Origin of the sequence: Psychrobacter sp. FME6 (assembly GCF_014861365.1) — a bacterium.
Taxonomy (GTDB): domain Bacteria; phylum Pseudomonadota; class Gammaproteobacteria; order Pseudomonadales; family Moraxellaceae; genus Psychrobacter.
Window position 1 is genome coordinate 1 of sequence record NZ_RRYW01000057.1, and the last position, 20,738, is coordinate 20,738.

13 protein-coding genes and 2 tRNA genes are annotated in these 20,738 nt (G+C 44.0%); 12 read left to right on the forward strand and 3 right to left on the reverse strand.

Annotation, left to right across the window (positions count from 1 at the left end; genetic code table 11):
- Positions 1-36 precede the first annotated feature (36 nt).
- The gene (locus tag EI162_RS09230; protein WP_225735290.1) at positions 37-1,188 is read left to right on the forward strand and encodes a M20 aminoacylase family protein; all 1,152 of its coding nucleotides are present in this window, start codon (positions 37-39) and stop codon (positions 1,186-1,188) included.
- Positions 1,189-1,692: 504 nt separating this feature from the next.
- On the opposite strand, the gene EI162_RS09235 is transcribed toward EI162_RS09230, so the two are convergent.
- Positions 1,693-1,769, reverse strand: a tRNA-Asp gene (locus tag EI162_RS09235).
- A gap of 53 nt (positions 1,770-1,822) precedes the next feature.
- Positions 1,823-1,898, reverse strand: a tRNA-Val gene (locus tag EI162_RS09240).
- A gap of 459 nt (positions 1,899-2,357) precedes the next feature.
- Here EI162_RS09240 and EI162_RS09245 point away from each other — a divergent pair.
- From EI162_RS09245 to EI162_RS09275, 7 genes are all read left to right on the forward strand, one after another.
- Positions 2,358-3,998: a cardiolipin synthase gene (locus EI162_RS09245; RefSeq protein ID WP_192524102.1), complete on the forward strand. Its 1,641-nt coding sequence runs from the start codon at positions 2,358-2,360 to the stop codon at positions 3,996-3,998.
- A gap of 104 nt (positions 3,999-4,102) precedes the next feature.
- Positions 4,103-5,602: a tetratricopeptide repeat protein gene (locus EI162_RS09250; RefSeq protein ID WP_192524090.1), complete on the forward strand. Its 1,500-nt coding sequence runs from the start codon at positions 4,103-4,105 to the stop codon at positions 5,600-5,602.
- 124 nt (positions 5,603-5,726) lie between these two features.
- A complete protein-coding gene (locus EI162_RS09255; RefSeq protein WP_192524091.1) occupies positions 5,727-7,340 on the forward strand; it encodes a 3-deoxy-D-manno-octulosonic acid transferase in 1,614 nt (537 codons plus the stop codon).
- A gap of 32 nt (positions 7,341-7,372) precedes the next feature.
- Positions 7,373-8,113: a 16S rRNA (uracil(1498)-N(3))-methyltransferase gene (locus tag EI162_RS09260; protein ID WP_192524092.1), complete on the forward strand. Its 741-nt coding sequence runs from the start codon at positions 7,373-7,375 to the stop codon at positions 8,111-8,113.
- A gap of 370 nt (positions 8,114-8,483) precedes the next feature.
- Positions 8,484-9,620 (forward strand): extracellular solute-binding protein, encoded by a 1,137-nt coding sequence (locus EI162_RS09265; RefSeq protein WP_192524093.1) that lies wholly within the window; start codon positions 8,484-8,486, stop codon positions 9,618-9,620.
- A gap of 114 nt (positions 9,621-9,734) precedes the next feature.
- Entirely contained in the window at positions 9,735-11,423 is a 1,689-nt protein-coding gene (locus EI162_RS09270; protein WP_192524094.1) for an ABC transporter permease, read from the forward strand.
- A gap of 261 nt (positions 11,424-11,684) precedes the next feature.
- A complete protein-coding gene (locus tag EI162_RS09275) occupies positions 11,685-12,926 on the forward strand; it encodes an ABC transporter ATP-binding protein (protein WP_413038384.1) in 1,242 nt (413 codons plus the stop codon).
- A 67-nt stretch (positions 12,927-12,993) separates the two neighbouring features.
- On the opposite strand, the gene EI162_RS09280 is transcribed toward EI162_RS09275, so the two are convergent.
- The gene (locus EI162_RS09280; protein ID WP_192524096.1) at positions 12,994-13,860 is read right to left on the reverse strand and encodes a methyltransferase domain-containing protein; all 867 of its coding nucleotides are present in this window, start codon (positions 13,858-13,860) and stop codon (positions 12,994-12,996) included.
- Between the two features lie 500 nt (positions 13,861-14,360).
- On the opposite strand from EI162_RS09280, the gene EI162_RS09285 reads away from it, so the two are divergent.
- From EI162_RS09285 to rarD, 4 genes are all read left to right on the forward strand, one after another.
- Positions 14,361-16,037, forward strand: a complete 1,677-nt coding sequence (locus tag EI162_RS09285) for an alpha/beta hydrolase family protein (RefSeq protein ID WP_192524097.1) — start codon at positions 14,361-14,363, stop codon at positions 16,035-16,037.
- 108 nt (positions 16,038-16,145) lie between these two features.
- Positions 16,146-16,325: a hypothetical protein gene (locus EI162_RS09290; RefSeq protein WP_192524098.1), complete on the forward strand. Its 180-nt coding sequence runs from the start codon at positions 16,146-16,148 to the stop codon at positions 16,323-16,325.
- A gap of 305 nt (positions 16,326-16,630) precedes the next feature.
- Positions 16,631-19,450 carry a DNA gyrase subunit A gene (gyrA, locus tag EI162_RS09295; RefSeq protein WP_192524099.1) on the forward strand — a complete coding sequence of 940 codons (2,820 nt, stop codon included), beginning with the start codon at positions 16,631-16,633 and terminating at the stop codon, positions 19,448-19,450.
- Between the two features lie 108 nt (positions 19,451-19,558).
- On the forward strand, positions 19,559-20,629 hold the full coding sequence (gene rarD, locus EI162_RS09300) for an EamA family transporter RarD (RefSeq protein WP_192524100.1): 1,071 nt from the start codon (positions 19,559-19,561) through the stop codon (positions 20,627-20,629).
- Positions 20,630-20,738: the final 109 nt, after the last annotated feature.

Sequence of the window (20,738 nt, forward strand, 5' to 3'; positions counted from 1 at the left end):
TTTGTGTCTTCATAACCTCAAATATATCATCTTGCTTTGGCTGTCACCCTCCTTTATTTCTTCAGCATACTTTCTGACACACCACCATATCCTGAACTGAGTACTAAAGAGTTCAAAACTTCAGAATTTGTCGCAAACAAGCTAGAGGCTTTTGGACTAGAAGTACATCGCGATATTGGCGGTACGGGCGTGGTTGGTATTTTAAAAAATGGCGCTAGTACACGCTCTGTTGGTTTACGTGCCGATATGGACGCGCTGCAAATACATGAGCAAAACACTTTTAGCCATGTTTCAAAGAATAATGGTGTTATGCATGCTTGTGGACATGATGGTCATACCGCCATGCTACTTGGTGCTGCTAAAGTATTGTCAGAGAATAAAAGCTTTGATGGTATCATATATTTTATTTTTCAGCCTGACGAAGAACGTGGTACAGGGGCAAAGGCGATGATTGCCGATGGACTATTTACTCGCTGGCAGATGGATGCAATCTATGGTATGCATAATATACCTGGTGTTCCAGCAGGACAGTTTATAACTCGACCAAACTCTTTGATGGCCAGTGAAAGCAGTTTCAAAATCGTCATCAATGCCACTGGTGGTCATGCTGCATTACCACATATGGGTACAGATCCGATCGTCGTTGGTGCACAAGTGGTGACTGCATTACAAACCATCGTCTCACGTAACTTAAGTGCTATAGATGAAACAGCTATCATTTCAGTGACCAACTTTGAGACCAATGGGACTGTGAACGTCATTCCTTCACAAGTAACTATCACTGGAGACACGCGTAGCTTTACCGATTCAGCATTGGGAAAAATTGAAAAAGCAATTGAACGTATTGTATCAGGTCAATGTATGTCGGCAGGAGTCGATTATGAGTATCACTTTGCTAGTACCTGCTTATCTACAATCAATGCTCCAGTTGAGACTACTCATGCAGTGAGCGCCGCTCAAAAAGTGGTTGGCGCTGATAACGTAAATGGTAACTGTGAACGATACACAATTAGTGAGGATTTCTCATTTATGTTACGTGAGATTGACGGCTGCTACATTTTGATTGGTAATGGCGAGGGTGAATGCGGTGGTACGGCATTGCATAATCCACTTTACGATTTTAACGACGACATCTTATCTATAGGTGTAGATTACTGGGTAACTTTGGTAAATGATCGGCTCAATTAATAGTAACCACGTTTTATGATTTTCGTTCAAGGAAGGGGTTATGACTTTAAGGTTGTAACCCTTGTTGGATTCCAATCTTAGTTTAAGGCTTTATGTAGTGCTGTTTTAAACGAAATTAATAATATCGCAATAGAAAAATGCGTAGAAAGGTTTCGATATTTTCTAAAGCTTAGTTTAAGATTGAGGTTGTAAGCTACTGAATTTGTCAGTAAACATAAATTATAGAGATCAGTTACCACAACCGACTTTTTACAATCTTGGTCACAAAATTGTCACCGTTTGGTCACTGAGTACTTGGTCACCGATTTTCAAAAGATAGAGCGTATGCGCGAAAATTTATAACTCATGCATTGTTAAAGAGTATACCGTTTCGTAAAGATCAACATAGGTGAAACACCCAACCCTTATAAATAAAGGCTTTAAGAGAAAATACAGACACAAAAAAACCTCAAACAATTTAATGCTTGAGGTTGAAACTTTTGTATTAAAACTAAGTTTTAAATATGGCGCAGCGGACGGGACTCGAACCCGCGACCCCCGGCGTGACAGGCCGGTATTCTAACCAACTGAACTACCGCTGCTTAGGTCGTCTTTAGCATTTCACCTCTATAAAAAGGCGCACTCGCTAAAAGAGTGGTGGGTGATGACGGATTCGAACCGCCGACATTCTGCGTGTAAGGCAGACGCTCTACCAACTGAGCTAATCACCCTGAGCGAGGATATACGAAGCAGTCCTTCGTCCGAGCGCAAGAGAATTTACATTTTCGTAAATTCTAAAAACTCAGCACCTACATGACATAGGTATTTATCCACAAGAGAAAATTCCTTAAAGGGAATTTTCTAAAAACTTTAAACCTAAATTAGGCTATCAAAGCTTCTTAAAAGTCATAACGTCTAAAGCTGTCACCCTTCAAACTAACTTTCAACAAAGTAGAACTTAACTAAGTCCCCTTGCTGTGGGTGTGTATTATATACATTTACACATGGCTGTCAAACAGTATTTTCATAATATGAGAAAATAATTATAAATACTTCTCAAACTCCTTTATCCATAGTAACTAGAGTCAGACTTTTATCAGTGTTGCTGTGAATATACTTATTGCTGTTACCTATTGTATGGTGGCTAAAAGCTACTATACTGAGCTAAGAATATTTGGTGGTACTGATTGTTGGAGGCGAACATAGAAGCTTTATCTACTACTGAGCAGCAAATGGCGGCATGGTCATGGACTGACTTTGCCGGGTTGGGTTTAATATTTCATATTATTCTGATGATTGTGCTGACCTTACGTATTGTTTCGGTGCAGCGAAACGTTGGCGTGGCAATTGCGTGGATAGCTATTTTGTTCACTTTACCTTTATTTGGGTTGATTGCTTATGTGTTGGTCGGTGAGCCGATGATTGGGCGCCGCTACCGTCAGCGCATGAATCAAGCACGGTTGCTGATGAATGAGATGGCACAGCGCGAGCGTTTGATTTTTGATAAAGGTCAGGAACTACTGCCTGAGCATTACCGCGGTGTGAGTCAGATAGGGACTCGCTGGACAGGGTTTGGGGTGTTTCCAGGCCACGACATGCAGCTATTGACGCACCCTAATATTATTTTTAAACGCTTGCTTGATGATATTGAAGCTGCTCAACGTACCATTTTGATGGAGTTTTATATTATCTATCCAAAAGGACAAGTCTTAGAGGTCATAGAAGCATTGATCGCAGCAGCACAGCGCGGCGTAGAATGTCATATTCTTATTGATAGTGTCGGTAGTTTTAGCTTTTTTAATAGTGCAGAACATAAGAAGTTAGAGCGTTCTGGCGTTTTCGTACATCAATCACTACCAGTAGGCTTGTTTAAGACTTTATTTAAGCGGTCTGATTTGCGTAATCATCGCAAAATGGTGGTCATTGATGAATACATTGGCTATATCGGCAGTTTTAACTTGGTTGACCCTAAGTTCTTTAAGCAAGATAAAGCGGTTGGTGAGTGGATTGACGTAGCGATACGCAGTGTCAGCGACAACGAGATCAGTATCACAACCGCGATGGCCAAAGTAGTGGTCACCGATATTGGCGCTGAAAATAGCGATAACTTGGATGCGCTGCATCAGCGAGTGAATAGCTATACGCGTAAATTGTATGTACGCCATCCAACGATTAATGACATCAATAGTCGAATAAAAGTATTGGATGAGGATGTAGAGGCTTTTGAGCCGCCTAGTACGGGTGCGATGTCGACTGTAATTCCGCAGATGCCCGTAGTGGAAGGAGTGATTGCACAGCTAATTCCTTCGGCACCGCAAGTGACCGCGCATGTGATTTATAATACTTTAGTGACTGTTTTACACCGTGCGAATAAGCGTATTCGTATCACGACCCCATATTTTGTACCTGATGAGGCGTTGTCTGGTGCGCTGGTAACCGCATCAAAACGTGGGGTTGATGTGACACTGATTATCCCAGAAAAGGTCGATTCCTTTTTAGTTCAGCATGCCTCGCAAGCCTATTATCAAGAGCTGCTAGAGGCTGGCGTGACTATTGCCTTATTTAAAGGCGGTCTGTTACATGCCAAAACGGTGGTCATTGACGATGATTATTGCTTATTTGGTACGGTTAATATTGACATGCGCAGCTTTTATTTGAATATGGAGGTCAGTTTAGCCATTTATACCCCAGAAATGGTGGCGCAGGTTGCGGAGTGTCAAGAGTCGTATTTACAGAGCTGTCGTTTCTTAACTTTAGAAGAATGGCAGCAACGACAAAAGACAGAGCGATTATTTGATAACGTGGTGCGCTTATTTAGTCCGTTATTGTAGCGCTTTAGATTTTAGGTTAAGGTAAACTACTCGAACGGTATTAGTTTTTTGATTTGCTCTGTAGCTCTATTAACGACTTATTTTTTGAAGGATAGATTTGCCTTATGTCTGCACCTCCCTTAACGCCCCTTGATTATGTTGCAGCAGGCTATTGGCAAGATTTCACAGCTGATCGTGCTATCGCAGGTGGCATTGCTTATGAAACTGAATTGCGCCATTGCCAATTGGATGAGTCGCTGACGAGCTTGCAGCGCATCGATATCTTATTAACGCAGATACGCCGTGATATGGTAAAGGCAGGCATATGGAATGAAGCAGCGCTATTAACAGATGAGCATTATCGCAATTTTATGGTGTTTTTGGCCTTTTATGCAGGACGAGTATTGGCACAGCAGTGGCAACATGTCCCGCATTGGTTTGGGCAGTTTGAGCTAGGGAAGCGTTATCCTGCATTGCCACTGACGGCGGATGATTTTTATCAGCATATGGCGGTCGTTTACCGCGGTATTACTGATAATGATACCAATATTGATACTGACGTTACCTCGCTGTTTTTTGCGTTAGAGCCGATAGGGTTGCGTCTATTTGGTCATATCGATCGGCAGTTTGAATCGGTACAAGGTGGTCAAGTGGCCAGCGGTTTGTATCAAGCCGTTATCTCAAGGTTACCAAATTCGAATAGTGACCAAGTGGCTACTACAGCTATGCCAGTCGCCGCAGTCACTCAAGAGGCGATAAGAGAGACTGATACAAATATTAGTGTAAGCACAAATACAAATGCTCATTTAAAAACAGCCAAAACGGATAATAACTACCAGCCATTAGAGAAAAATCTGCTTAATAAAGTATCAATAGATAGTGATTTATCCGAACAAAATAACCAAAATAAGCCTGAGCTATCTACAGTACAGACACCCTTAGAAAGTACTAAACCAGAAAGTGCGCCATCAGTAAAACCGATACCAAAGCCACCAGCTTCAGAACCTTTAGCAAAAACCTCGCCTACGCCAGAGATTTTCACACAATTGTTGCTAGAGTTGGATAACGTAGAAGTGGCGCAGACGTCTGGTCAAACTGAGTATCAGCAAGCCCGCAAAGTTTTAGATCAATTTGAGCAGTATATTGCCAAGCAAGCCAAGCCACGTGCGCAAACCTTATTTTCAGAGAGTCATTTGGCTGCAAAAAAGCAAGCATTATTAAAGTTACAACAGGCGGCTAATGTTGGTAATACCGCTGCTATGTTGCGTCTAGCGATGTACGAACTACTTGATGAGGGCCTTGCAGTTGATAAAAATTCTGCAACCGAATCGGGGGTTGAATGGGTCAAGCAAGCGGCGAGCAAAAACGACAGCCGCGCCCAGCGTCTGCTAAGTAAGATGTATTACCAAGGGGTAGGCGTGACGCAAGAGATAGCCAATGGCCAGTACTGGCTAGAGCAAGCGGCAGAAAATGGTCACGCGGAAGCAGCTAGCGTCGTGAGGCAGTGGCAGCAAGCGCAGGCATTGATGACGACTCAAAAACAAGAGCAGCATAGCATCAAGCGTTATCAGTTATTATTCGTTGCAATAGTAGTGGTGGCGGTGTTGATATTTATTATCGTCTAAAGTATTTTATGTATGACAGATACGCGGTAAAAGCGTATTGTTGAGTGCCAAATTAAGGTAGAATTGGCGCGTTTTTTACCACCACTCTCCTATTATCTGATTCATTACTAATCTGGGCTGATTCATGCCATCTTCTCATACACCATCTGATAGTTATTCAAAAGCAACGGACCCAGCATCGTTGCCAAGCCATGCTGTTTATCATTCGCCTTTTTATTATCAGTTTGCCATAAGCTTACTTAAGCCGTTATATCGATTGCAAGTATGGCGGCGCTCACATAAACGCGCCAACTATCAACAGGAAGTTGCGCAGCGTTTTGGTAAGAGCTATCCACCATGTCCAACGCTTGATAGTAATTATGTGGAGCAGGCTAATGTTAAGTCTACGGCTAGTCCTGAGGGCAATGCGAAGGCTAACAAGGGCATTATTTGGTGTCATGCGGTGTCATTGGGTGAGACCAATACGGTCGCGCCGCTGTTGGATAAATTATTGGCTGATGGCTATAAAATATGGCTCACCAATACCACACAGACGGGTTTTGCTCGCGGTGCCAGTCGTTTCGCTGATGCGATTGCACAAGGTCAGATGAGTCACAGTTATGTACCTGTCGATAGCCCCGCGGTGATAGAGAGGTTTTTAGCGCATGTACAGCCTATTGCCGCTTTGTTTGTAGAAACAGAGCTATGGGCCAACATCTTGACCAAGTTATCTGAGCATCGTATTCCCAGTATCTTGGTCAATGGTCGGCTGTCTGCGTCTTCCTTTAAGAGTTATCAAAAAATTGCTGCCGTCAGCGCCAGTATGATGAAAAACTTGAGTTTAATTATTGCGCAGGACAATGAGTCTGCTAAACGCTTTCGACAATTGGGTGCGAATAGCGCAAAAATACGCGTGGCAGGTTCGCTAAAATGGGTGATTAATACCCCTAAGCTTACCGATAAAGAAACTGTTATTGAAAACAATAATGATAGCCAGTCTACTGCTATGCAAAAGCACAATAGCGGTATGGTCAGAAACCTAGGAATAGAGGGTCGACCGATTTGGGTGGCAGCCAGCACGCACAGCGGCGAAGAAGAAATAGCGCTGTCATTACAGCAGCAACTACTGTCTCATTCAGCGCTCGCTGACACGCTGCTGATTATCGTACCGAGACATCCTGAACGTTTTGATGAAGTCGCCGCACTTATTCAAGACACAGCGTTAAAAATGGCACGGCGTAGTGCAGAAGAGTCGATTGCTGCCGCCACACAAGTCTATTTGGCGGATAGTATGGGTGAGCTGATGACTTGGTATAAGCTTGCAGATGTGGCGCTAGTCGGTGGCTCGTTAGTCGATATTGGTGGCCATAATCCCGTTGAGCCGGCAAGTGTGGCAACGCCTGTCATAATGGGGCTTCATACGCAGTCTTGTCAAAGCGTGGTCGATAAACTGTCTGAGGTCGGTGCGTTATATCAGCCGCATAATGACAGTTATAAATCAACGGAAGAGTATCAATCGACCAAAGCAGCTCAACCGACTGAAAAAAGCCTTGATGCAAAAGTAAAAATGGACGATACCGCGCTTATTTATCAGCAGCTAATGTCTTGGCTAAGTCATCTTGAATGGGCGAAAAAAGCAGGGCAAGCGGGCGCGCAGATGACAATACAACAGCAAGCTGTATTGACTCGTCAATTTACCATGATTGAAGATGTCATTGAGCAATACTCGAACCAAGCTTTAAATGAAGATTTCGACTAAGATTTCAATGAACATTAAAACCAAGAGCTGCTATGAACTGTCTATTATTGCCCACTAAAAACTTCTCGGCAGATACCGCGTATATTGATGAGTTATCACAAATCAATCATGTCAATAAAGTACTTAAGGCAACGGTCGGTGATACGCTGAAAATCGGTCAGCTGGGTGGTGATTTAGGTACTGCGATTATAGATGGTGTCACCCATGAGCGAATTCAGTTGTGCGATGTCCAGCTCACAATTGCCCCGCCGCCCAAATTGGATTTAACCGTAATATTAGCACTACCGCGTCCTAAAGTACTACGACGCTTGATAATGGATATGACTGCACTTGGTGTGCGCGATATCATCCTGATCAATAGTTACCGTACGCAAAAAAGCTATTGGCAAAGCCCGATGCTGGCGCGCCTTGACGAATTCGTATTAGAAGGGCTGCAACAAGGTGTCGATACGCTCGCGCCTAATATTACGTTAGCAAAACGCTTTAAGCCTTTTGTTGAAGACGAGCTTGCTAGTCTGATAACCAATCGCGCTATCGTGGCGCACCCATATAGTGAGCAGTCATTTACACAGTATTTACAACAACAGGACTATTTACAACAACTGGATTTATTAGCGCTGCCCAGTCTGGTTTGTATCGGTGCTGAAGGCGGCTGGATTGATTACGAGATAGAGCTGCTCGCCGCACAAGGGTGTGAGTCCGTGCATATAGGCCCGCGTATCTTGCGAACAGAAGCGGCGGTGAACGTCCTCTTAGGTCAATGGCTATTGTAAAATGGCTACTATAATCGATTCACTATAATAACAAACACCGTACTACTGGGATAAGTTTTGCGCTGTCTTTATTAGTGCCGTGGCCGAAGAATCAAACACGCCCTATATAATAACCTGTCAAATAAGTAGCAAGTTTGTTATAGATATTTTGGCTGATAGGGTCAAGAATATTTTTCTTAAAAAGGTATCGTTAAGCCAAACAATACGTACATTTCAGAGTGAAATAAATGTATTGATAATTAATCTCATTTCCACTAGTATGTTGGTTTCGGGTATTATGATGTTATTCATCCCAATAACAAGCGATTTTTAATAACATCTTATCTTACGATTCGTTGCACTTTTTTGTAGCATCACTATGGGGAAAACCATGTCATTGAACGCTATTAGCACCACACTAACTGCTTCTAAACTTACCTTGCCTGTTGCCGTATTTGGCATGATGTTGGGGCTGGCTGGTTGTAGTAACTCATCTACCACTGAAGACAGTGCAGAGGTAGAAACTTCAGCAGCTGGTACTGAGCAACCAGTAGCCAATGATGGTGCCGCTAATAATAATGTAAATGCCGATGATCAAACGGTTACTATTTATTCTTCACGGAACGAGCAGCTCATCAAGCCATTGTTGGATCGCTATACCGAGCAGACAGGCGTCAAGATTGACTTAGTCACGGACAAAACAGGCCCGCTGATGGCGCGTCTGCAAGCCGAAGGTCAAAATACCCCAGCTGATATGCTGTTGACAGTTGATGCGGGCAACTTATGGCAAGCCGCTGAGCAAGGGTTACTGCAACCTGTTGCTTCTACGGTATTAGAATCTAACGTTCCTGCAAAGTATCGTGATCCAAAAGGTCAGTGGACTGGTCTGTCATTGCGTGCACGTACTATCTTTTATGACCCAAGCAAGGTTAGCGCCGACCAATTATCCACTTATGCAGACTTGGCCGATCCAAAATGGAAGGGCAAGCTATGTTTACGTACCTCTAAAAAAGTATATAACCAGTCGCTTGTGGCCAGTATGATGGAGCACTTGGGCGAAGAAAAAACCGAAGAGGTCATCCGTGGTTGGGTTGATAACCTAGCCACTGACGTATTCAGTGATGACACCAGTATGTTAGAAGCCATTGCCGCTGGGCAATGTGAAGTGGGTGTAGCCAACAGTTACTATTATGGTCGCCTGCTCGACGAAAAGCCTAACTTCCCAGTGAAGATATTTTGGGCCAACCAAGGTACGACTGGTACGCACGTAAATATTTCGGGTGCGGGTGTGGTAGCAGATTCGGACAATCCAGATGGCGCACTTAAATTGATGGAATGGTTGTCTTCTGATGAAGCACAAGGTTTATATGCCAGTGCTGACAAAGAATTCCCTGTCAAAGAAGGTATCGATGAGTCAGAGTTACTCAGATCATGGGGTGAATTCAAAAAAGACGATATCAATGTACAGAAATTTGGCGAGCTACAAACCCAAGCGATTCAAATGATGGACAAAGCTGGTTATAAATAGAGCACTGCCAATCATACCATTCTCAAAATAATAGTGACACTTAGAACCAGTCGTATTTTTTGAGTTTGGTATCACCTCGTAAGGTCTCTATGCGTACGACACGGTAATAATGATATGATCACAACGCCAGATGCGTCTGTTAGTCAAAATGACCCAGACAATAATAATGTTAATGGCAGTGTCATTGACAATCAGACTGTCAGTCAAGATCATACCGTCCGCAAGCGTATTATCTCAAAATCAGTCTTAGGGCTGATTTCGTTGTTTATGCTGGTGCCGATTTTGGTTGTACTGCTATCGTGGACACAGCCAGTCGCTGATATCTGGACGCATATGAAAGATTATGTGCTACCACAAGTGCTCAAAAATACCGCTATTTTATTGTTGATGGTAACGGTTATTTCTGGCACGGTCGGTACCACACTTGCTTGGGTGACCAGCATGTACCGCTTCCCTGGACAGCGGTTTTTTTCGTGGGCGCTGATGTTACCGCTCGCGATACCTGCCTATGTATTGGCATTTGTCACCATCGGTATCGTCGATTTTAGTGGGCCACTGCAGACGGGTTTGCGCGACTTAGGTATCAGTACCGCGATTCCGTCAGTACGCAATGTCTGGGGAGCAGGTTTGGTATTGTCGCTGGCCTTTTATCCTTATGTCTATTTGCTAGCGCGTCAAGCGTTCTTATCGCAAGGCAGGCGGGCGATTGAAGCGGGTCAGATGCTGGGCTTAAGTCGCAGCCGGGTGTTTTTTCGACTGGCATTACCACAAGCACTGCCGTGGATAATTGGCGGGCTATTGCTGGCCAGCATGGAAACATTAGCAGATTTTGGTGCTGTGTCAGTCTTTAATGTCGATACTTTTACCACGGCTATTTATAAGGCATGGTTTGGCTTTTTTAGCTTGACCACCGCAGCACAACTGGCGGCTTTGTTAATCGGTGTGGTGTTTATCGTCGTCTTGTTTGAGCAGTATTGGCAAGCAAAGCGCGGTAATTCGGTCACCCAAGGCAGCAGTCAGCGTTTTGACGCCAGCAAGCCTGCCAAACTGGCGATGACATTGCTGTGTGCATTAGTCTTTGCAGTTGCTTTTTTAATTCCATTTTTACAGCTAGTCTATTGGACGGCGTTGAACTTTCGACAAGATTTTGATGCACGTTATATCGATTTTGTGACCAACAGCCTTATGATTGCTAGTATGACCACGTTTTTTATTGCCTTTTTGGCGATTATTATTGCGTGGATTAAGCGGCAGTATCCTGATAAGTTGACCAAGCTGATGACCACCCTGGCCAATTTAGGTTATGTCGTGCCAGGGACAGTATTAGCAGTGGGGATATTTATTCCCATCGCTTGGCTCGACAACCAAATGATTGCTTTTGGTATCACCTCGAAACAGGTGTTGTCTGGTAGCGTCATTGTGATGTTATTGGCATTATCGACGCGCTTTATGACCGTGAGTTTTCAGCCAGTTGATCGCCAGCTACAGCGCCTGACGGTCAATCAAGAAGCGGCAGCTAAATTGCTGAGCGACAGCCCTTATCAGCGTTGGCGACAGGTCATGTTGCCGGTGCTCAGCCCTGGTGTATTGACCGCATTATTGATGGGGTTCGTTGAAGTGATGAAAGAGATGCCCATCACGTTAATGACGAGGCGGCAAGGTTGGGATACGCTAGCGGTGCGAGTGTTTGAGATGACCAGTGAAGGCATGTGGGGGCGAGCGGCGTTGCCAAGCTTATTAATTGTGCTGGTTGGTCTGCTGCCTGTGTGGATATTATTGCGTCAAAGCGATAAGCAAGGTTAAGGTGCTTTGATTAGGGCGTGTTAAGCATTTACAAATAAGGCACTGCTGGTAGTTCAATGGTTCGATGATATTTTTCTATTGTTGTTTTTAGCATTTTATCGATGGGTTTTATTCACTAATAGCTAACTGGTACCGTCTATGTACACTGATTTGATTGACGACTCAAGACATCCGGCAGATCCTAAGTCTATAAAGACTCAAGGCACGGCGCGCCACAATAGTCTCAAAAAACCACCCATAGCAGTTTTGACCAAGGCGCAAATGTCTCAAGCCCTAGCTGATAAAGACCAGCACCAAAACACCCTCAATCCAAACCGTTCCTCTCATCAATACAATGAGGCAAGTATCGCGGCTCAGCCTTATTTTGATGTGCAAGATTTAATCGTTGGTTATGACAATACTATTGTCGTAAATGGCTTATCGTTAGTGCTACAACAAGGCGAGATTGGTTGCTTTTTGGGTTATAGCGGTTGCGGAAAGACCACCGCCCTAAGGGCAATTGCAGGACTAGAACCAAGCCGTGACGGTGCGATTCGCTTAAATAATCAGTGCCTAACTGACAAGACCGCTCGCCACTCATTTGCAGTGGCGCCCGCCAAACGTGGCATGGGCATGGTATTTCAAGACTATGCACTTTTTGGACATTTAAGCGTGGCAAAGAACATCGCTTTTGGTCTGAATAAATGGTCTGGCGCTGATAAAAAAGCCCGTGTGACTGAGATGCTAGCACTTGTTGAGCTGTCTGAACATGCCGATAAACGTCCAAATGAGCTCTCAGGTGGACAGCAACAGCGAGTGGCTTTGGCCCGTGCACTGGCACCAAAGCCCAAACTACTGTTACTCGATGAGCCGTTTTCTAATTTGGATGTCGTGCTGCGTGAATCATTGGCGATGAGCGTCCGTGATATTCTTAAACGCACCAATACCACCGCAATATTAGTCACTCATGATCAGAATGAAGCGTTTGCTCTAGCGGATAAAGTGGGGGTGATGCATAAAGGCAAACTGGTACAGTGGGCAACCCCAAGCGAGCTATATCACGAACCTGTCAGTCCCTTTGTCGCTGAGTTTGTGGGCGAGGGCGCGATGATAGATGGCATCATCAAAGAAGGTCATGTCGAGACGGCATTGGGTGATATTTATCGTCGCATGGAAGTCTATGACGAATCAGGACAGCCACAGTATTGTGAATATGACTATCCCAATGGTACACCGATTAAGGTCTTGGTACGCCCTGACGATATCATTCATGACGATGAAAGCACGCAAACAGCATTGGTTGTCGGGCGTGTCTTTCGCGGTGCCAACTACTTATATCGCTTGCAGCTCGACGATGGGCAGACGGTCTTATCCTTAGTTGCCAGCCACCATAACCATGAGATTGGCTCGCACATTGGTATCTTGCCGATACTAGAGCATGTCGTGGTATTTGACGAAAAAGACATCAATGCAACGACTTGGTCAGAGTATAATAGACCAGAGAGAGTCGAGGAAATAAAATAGCTAAAGACAGTCGTTGCGCTTTCTGGTCGATCCACTTTTAAAAGAGTATGGCACTGCTGAAGTTAACTTATCGAGTCGCCAGTATATGCAAGTAACGTCCCAGCCATTTATACGGCTCCAATTGCGAGTAACGCAGCTCCATGCGTATCACCGCATCAGGATCGTTATGACCGCCCCGTTTAAGTGGTGAGTAATCATGAAAAACGCGCAGACCGCTGGTGCGCACCACTTGATAATGATGGGTTGCCAACCACGATTCGACTTCTTCTTTGGCAACCGGATGATTGGGCGTCAGGCTTTTTTTGTTATCAGCCTTATATTGCGTATTATCGAGCAGGTTAAAGTTACCCATGATGAGGTTGCGATAATCAAAGCTTGCTGGGTTATAAAAGCATAACGACAGCGTTCCGTTATCGGTTAGTTGCTGATCAAAAAACTCCATCACTGCTGCAGGCTCTGCCAACCATTCGAGCAGCGCATGGCACATGATTAAATCAAACTTGTCATTATCTTCTGCATTTAGCTTTTCTTGTAGCTCTTGATAAGGGCAAACATACCACGTTATATCAATTTCTTTCTCAACTTTGGCGGCACTTACTTGTGCTTTTTCTAACATATTGGCTGAGATATCATTAACGACTACTATATGTCCTTGAGCAGCAAGCTCAATGGCTATCTGTGCCAGTCCTGCACCCACATCTAAAATACGTAGTGGTCGAGCCAACTGCTTACTCATTTTCTCCGTATATTCAAAAATATCACGGCGCAATACTGCCAGTCGAATGTCTCCTTTTAAACCACCGTAAACCTTTTTTTCAAAGTGGTCGGCGATCGTATCAAAGCTACGGTCTGTACGCGTATTTTCTGATGGTTTTTCTACCAATTTATCTTCTTGATTCTCATCGTTCTTGCTGTTTTTAATATCGTTTTGCATAAAAGTTTACATCGTCTTAAAAATAATGGGAGGGGTGTGCATTTATTTACGTATAGTCAAAATACCCTAAAACGCTACAGTAGGTGATGCATCGATATTATTTATCACTGACTATAACGCTGCATTGTTTAACCTATAGTTAAAATACTTTAAAAACACTACGATACTGCGGGTATGGTTTTTTTGCAGCCTCTGTCTGCGTAGGCACAGCAAGCAAGAAAAAACGGTACCTGCAGTACGTGATGTAGCGATATTACTTTTCACTGACTATAAGCTATTAAATAATATGTCTATTAGGTCAGTATGGTTATGAGAGAAATGCTTCTTTTAACCTGATGGGAGCCAACAGTTGCACGTTTTTCAGTAGCTTTTTAACATATTTTACGGTATAAGTAGTAAGGTTTAAGAAACAATTTATACTAAAATAAATTTATCTATTACCAAAAAATTTAGCAAATTTCTGACTTATTTCTGACTTATTACTGCTAAGGATAGCATCTATGCCTCTCTCCAAACCTGACCGCGCTACCGCTACTCATCGTTCAATATCTATGAGTGCCAACAAGAAACCTTTGATGTCACGTTGCCTATTATCAATGGCCATCGCCAGCAGTTTGCTGCTCGTTGCTTGTGGTGATGATAACGACTTTAATGTCGTTGAATCTGTCACGCCGCAAGCCACATCTGAGTTTGTCAAAACCTTTAGCTCCAGCCAAGTAGACAGCAGTTTCGGTCTTGGCGGCACGGCAACACCTGCTGCTAAGTGTGGCGTAACCATAGAAAAAGTCACCTATGATACCAAAGGTGCTGCAGACGAAGATACCAATGCCACGGCGGCGTTGATGCTACCGACTGGCGATGCTGATGAATGTCAGGGAGATCGTCCGGTGCTATTATATGCTCATGGTACGACGACCGACAAGTCTTATGACTTTGCACAAGTGGGTAATATTAACAACCCTGCTGTAGAAGAGGCGAATCTAATTGCCGCAAATTTCGCGGCACAAGGCTACATCGTCGTCGCACCGAACTACGCTGGTTACGATGACTCAGATCTCGATTATCATCCTTATCTGGTTGCACAGCAGCAGTCGACCGACATGGTTGACGCTTTAGATAGTGCGCGCTCAATTATTGAACGAAAGAAAGGCGCAAATGATACTGTTTACGTCGATATTGATGATTCGGGTAAGCTGTTTATCGCAGGTTACTCGCAGGGCGGTCATGTGACTATGGCAACCGCTAGATTGCTCGAGTCACAAAACAAAACAATCACTGCTATTGCGCCTTTATCAGGACCTTATGCGCTAGCGGCATTTGGTGATGAAATATTTAGAGGCAACGTCAATATCGGAGCGTCACGGTTTGCGCCATTACTTGGCATTGGTTTACAAGCAAAATACGGCGATATTTATGGTAAGAAATCAGATATATTCTTGGATAAATATGCCGATGCTCAACTGCCAAATGAATTACCGTTTGGTGAGCTAGTCGCTACGGGCAAACTGCCTAATAATGCGCTGTTCCAAAACAATCCTACTAATCCTGCTCTTGCTGGCTTGGAGAAAGGTTTACTGTTTTCAATACTAGGCGGCTATGACGATGATAACTACCTGATTAAATCAGACTTTCGCGCGGCGTTTGTGGCTGATACCACCAAAAACCCTGATGGATTATGGGCAGAAAACGGCAACGGACTGCCAGCAGCAAATCCTGAAAATAACCTACGTAAGGCGCTAAAGGATAATGACTTACGCGGCTATGTACCAACCATGCCGACGCTTATTTGTGGTGGTAATCAGGATCCAACGGTTTATTTTGATACCAATACAGGCTCTATGGTAGAGATATTGCAGGCTGCCAGTGCTAAGAGCTCAGCGGCTAAGCTCAATATTACGGTATTGGATGTCGATAAAGACAACGCCGACGCGCGCCCAGATCAATCGACCTTTACAATGATTGGTCAGGCATCAATGAACAAATGGAATGCCACTGATGTTGTGAGCAGTGTACAAACAAACTTTAGTAATAGCGTTGAAAAGGTTAAAGCGGATGCAACTGCACAAGGTGACAACCCTCTGCTAGCGTTTTATAGTAGCTATCATGGCGGATTAGTCAGCCCAGCGTGTACCCAAGCCACGCGTGAATTCTTTAATCAAGAGTTTAAGCCAGTTTAAAATGCTTTACAGGTAATCGTATAAATACTCATACTATCGATTCAAACTGTGTCCACTGGATGCAGTTTTTTATTGTCCACCTCTTATGAACTTATTAAGGCTGAGAATATGAAATCAATGATGTTATCACTATGTGCCTTTATCTTTGTTTTAGCACCTATTAGCCCAGCACAAGCAAAAAATACCCCTTGCTCGGGCAAAATGGGCGGGGTATCGCATTGCTCAAAAGAAGGTAAGTTTGTGTGTAAAAACGGCAAGATTAGCCAGTCTAAAAAGATATGTCGTTAAGCCAAGTAAAATCTTGATAAAGGGTCTAAAAAATGCCCGCTAATGACCTGATTCGCTTAGTTTTAATGATGTGCAAATGCCCCTAAATCAGCAAATTTGTGCTAAAATAGCTTCTTTTATTAAACGTTACTTTTAACAAAAACCGTATCATCATTTTCCTATTGTTTTGCACGTTTAGCAGTGCTTTTTAGGGTTTATATTTTGGTAGTAGCTGCGCATTGATGCAGCTATATTTTTGTATAACCCATAAGTATTTTGAGCAAACGTCTCAACATTAGAAAAACAATGTGAGTGAAGGAGTGTATATGAGCGAATCGGTCAGTCCTATTGGCATCGTAGATGAACTAAAGCAATCCTATTTGGATTATGCGATGAGCGTGATTGTTTCGCGTGCACTGCCTGATGTGCGTGATGGGTTCAAGCCTGTACACCGCCGTGTGATGTACGCCATGCACGTGCTGTCTAACGACTACAACAAACCCTATAAAAAGTCTGCACGTGTGGTCGGTGATGTCATCGGTAAATATCACCCACATGGTGATAGTGCGGTTTATGATGCGATCGTAAGGATGGCGCAGGATTTCAGTCTTCGTTATCCGATGGTTGACGGTCAGGGTAACTTTGGCTCAATCGATGATGATCCACCGGCAGCCATGCGTTATACCGAAGTACGTATGACCAAGCTCACCCACCAGATGCTTGCTGATTTAGACAAGGATACGGTCGACTGGGAAGACAACTACGATGGCTCTGAGCGTATGCCAAGCGTCATGCCAGCGCGTATTCCTAACTTATTAGTTAATGGTGCGACGGGTATTGCTGTTGGTATGGCGACCAATATGGCACCGCATAACCTCACCGAGGTGATTAATGCGTGCTTAGCTTATGCGGAGAACCCACAAGTCTCAGCCGAAGAGTTGATGACGCATATCTCAGGTCCTGACTTTCCTACAGGCGGCATTATTTATGGTCGTGCGGGTATTCTAGACGCTTATCGTACCGGTAAAGGTCGCTTGCATATACGTGGTCGCTACCATATCGAAGCTATGAGCGACACGGGTGTCAACCGTGATCGCGAGCGTATTGTCTTCACCGAAGTGCCTTATCAAGCCAATAAAGCCAAGCTGATTGAGCGTATTGCAGAATTGGTTCGTGATAAAAAAATCGAAGGTATTAGTGAGATTCGTGATGAGTCTGACAAAGACGGTATGCGCATCGCCATTGATTTACGTCGCGGCGAAACGGCGGAAGTGATTGTTAATAACTTGTTCCTACAAACCCCGCTCGAATCCAGCTTTAGTATCAATATGGTAGCGCTCGATAATGGCCAGCCAAAACTATTGACCTTGCGTCAATTGATTGCCGCTTTTGTCCGTCACCGTCAAGAAGTCGTCACCCGTCGTACTATTTATGAGCTTAATAAAGCCCGCGTACGTGGTCATTTGCTAGAAGGCTTGACCGTTGCATTGGCTAATATTGACGAGATTATCGCGACCATTAAAGCCTCTGCTAACCGCGGTTTGGCACGCGAAAGCTTGTTAAATAATACTTGGGGTTCAGGCAGCGTTGTGGCGATGCTAACCGCTGCTGGTAGCCAATCAGTGCGTCCTGACTTTATCGAAGGCGAAGACCCTAAAGCACCGTTTGGCTTAATTGATGGCTCAATTGAAGGCGAGCGCCGCTATCGTTTATCACTTGAACAGGTCAATGCAATTTTAGACATGCAGCTGCATCGCTTGACCGGTCTTGAGCAAGACAAACTGACCGAAGAATACCAAGACTTATTGCGTGAAATCGCTCATTTAGAATCTATTCTTGGTGATTTTGATAAGTTAATGACAATTATTTCAAACGAGATGTTTGAGATTCGTGATAATTTTGGCGATGAGCGCCGCACGGATATTATTGACTCGCGCATGGACTTCAACCGTGAAGACCTTATCCCAGAGCAGACCGTAGTCATGACTGTGTCGCGTACTGGCTACGCCAAGACTCAGCCGATCGATGATTATGTGGCGCAAAAACGTGGTGGTAAAGGCAAGTCGGCAACGGTGATGAAAGAAGACGATGTCATTGATCATTTAGTCGTCACGTCTACGCACTCGACCGTACTGTGCTTTACTGATAGTGGTCGCGTGTTTAGTCTACGTGGTTTTGAAGTACCGATTGCCAGTCGCGGTGCCCGTGGTCGTCCATTGGTTAACCTAATTGGCTTGAGCGGTGATGAAACCGTCACAACGATACTGCCAATTCCAAAAATAATAGAAGAGCTACCTACGAAAGGCGATATATCATTAGATGATGCGGCCGAAGAGTTAGAAGACAGCAATGTCGCTGAGCCACCTTTTGTATTCTTTGCGACTGCCAATGGTACCGTGAAGCGGGTAGAGCTTAAGCAATTTGCCAATATTCGCTCTAATGGCTTGATAGCTGTTGGCTTAGAAGAGGGTGATAAGTTGGTCAGCGCTCGTATCACCAATGGTAGCCAAGAGGTTATGCTATTTGCCTCAAGTGGCAAAGCCATTCGTTTTGATGAAAACGATGCGCGGGCGATGGGTCGTACCGCAAAAGGTGTTCGTGGTATGCGTTTGGCTAATGATGAGTTTATCAAATCATTGGTGGTTATCGAAGACGATGTACGTGAAATCCTAATCGCTTGCGAAAAAGGCTTTGGTAAACGTACCTTTATCGATGAATTCAATATCCAAAATCGTGGCGGTGGCGGTGTAATTGCTATTAAAACCAGTGAACGAAATGGTGCATTAGTGCGTGCCACTAAGGTTGATCCTGAAGACGATATTATCTTAATTTCAGACAAAGGTACGTTAGTGCGTACGCCCGTTGAGCATGTCGCCAGTTCTGGTCGTAATACTCAAGGTGTGACATTAATTCGTTTATCGAAAGATGAAAAGCTGGTTGCCATGGCGCGTGTTGAACACGAAGAAGGCGATGATGAAGCATTAATCGATGCAATGAAAGAAGACGGTACCTTTGAGGTAGAAGGTCAAGAGCAGGCAGATATTGATGCAACGACTGACAACACAGCAACCACTGATGTCAACGACGTTATCGATATTGCCAATGACCATACAGTAGACGTTGAAAACACCAACGATGACGAATAAATGTCTCAGTAGTTAGCTTTTGTTCTAGTTTTTGCTCGTTGTTCTAGAAAAAGCCTCTGACGTTATCGTCGGAGGCTTTTATTTTTTCTATTTTTTAAGGCTGTTGTTATGTCCACGACCAATCAAACCTTTCAAGGAACGTTAGCATCTGTATCATCGAGTTTTTTATTTTCGATGATGTTCTTGTTTGGGCTATTTATGTTGCCGTTGTCGGGTACGCAAGTAGCGTCGTGGCGTATATTAATGATGCTATTGAGTTTGTTATTATTGGTCAGCTTTACCAAACAATGGCAGCATGTTTTTGATTACTTAAAGACCCTAAAAACTGTAAAGGAGTGGCTAATTTTTATATTGCCCACGCCAATTTTGGGCGGGCAGATTTGGCTGTTTATGTGGGGACCGGTAAATGGTTTTGGTCTTGATGTCACTTTGGGCTATTTTTTATTGCCGCTGGTGATGATAGTGATTGGTCGCTTTTTTTACCACGAGCATATGAGCCGACTCCAGTGGGTGGCCGCGTCATTTGCAGCGTTAGGTATTGGCTATGATATTGTTCAATACGGCTCAATATCTTGGGTAACTTTGTTTGTCTGTTTGGGTTATCCGCCTTATTATCTATTGCGTCGCACGCTTTCTGTACCGCCCATCACAGGCTTGCTGTCTGATTTGACTTTGCTCACACCAGTCGTGCTTAGTATGCTGTATTTTAGCGGCGGCTTTAGTATGGCGGCACAGGATATTAAATTCTGGTATTTATTGCCGCTGCTTGGCGCGTTTAGCGCGTTGGCGATGTCGCTGACTATGGTTGCCAGTAGTAAGTTACCAGTGTCATTATTTGGTGTTTTGAGCTATGTCGAGCCTATGCTGCTGTTTGTATTATCCATTACCGTCCTGAAACAAAGCTTAGATGAGGGCGGTTCTCTATTTATGTATGGCATGGTGGCGTTGGCGTTATTCATCATGATTATGGATAGTATGAAGGGCTACCTTATTCGTCGTCGCGACAATCATCTGTATGGTTATGGAGAACCTCAAGTGGGCGGCTTTCCTCCACCTCGTCGTTTGATCAATCGCCGTATTGAGGGCGTATTGACGGCGCATCGTTTTCGTAAGATTCGGCGTTATCAAAAAAAGATGGATAGAATACAGCAAAAAATCGAGCAGCTTAATAGAAAGTAAACAGACCCTAATATAGTAAATTTGGTGGTGTGTCAGAAAGTATGCTGAAGAAATAAAGGAGGGTGACAGCCAAAGCAAGATGATATATTTGAGGTTATGAAGACACAAA